General features: G+C 59.4%; 1 protein-coding gene. It reads left to right on the top strand.

The features are described 5' to 3' along the window. On the top strand, positions 1 to 234 hold a 234-nt coding region (locus ABLQ08_RS32550), incomplete at both ends, for a M10 family metallopeptidase C-terminal domain-containing protein (protein WP_417714977.1).

Here is a 234-nt window from a genome sequence, read left to right as displayed (position 1 = left end):
GTCGGCGAAAACGGCAATGACACGATCACCGGAGGTGCCGGCAACGATATCCTGCGTGGCGGCTCGGGCGGATCGACCGGCGACGGCTACAAGGACACATTTGTGTTCAAGGACGGGGACGATAGCGACACTATCAAGGATTTTGAAAACGATCGCGATCAGCTTGATGTGACGGATTTCGCGCTTGCGGATTTCGCAGCCCTGCAGGCACTGGCCAGCGACCGTCCCTCCGGT

The sequence above is a fragment of the Roseibium sp. SCP14 genome, from assembly GCF_040329475.1.
GTDB lineage: Bacteria > Pseudomonadota > Alphaproteobacteria > Rhizobiales > Stappiaceae > Roseibium.
This window is presented reverse-complemented; position numbering and strand designations above follow the sequence as displayed.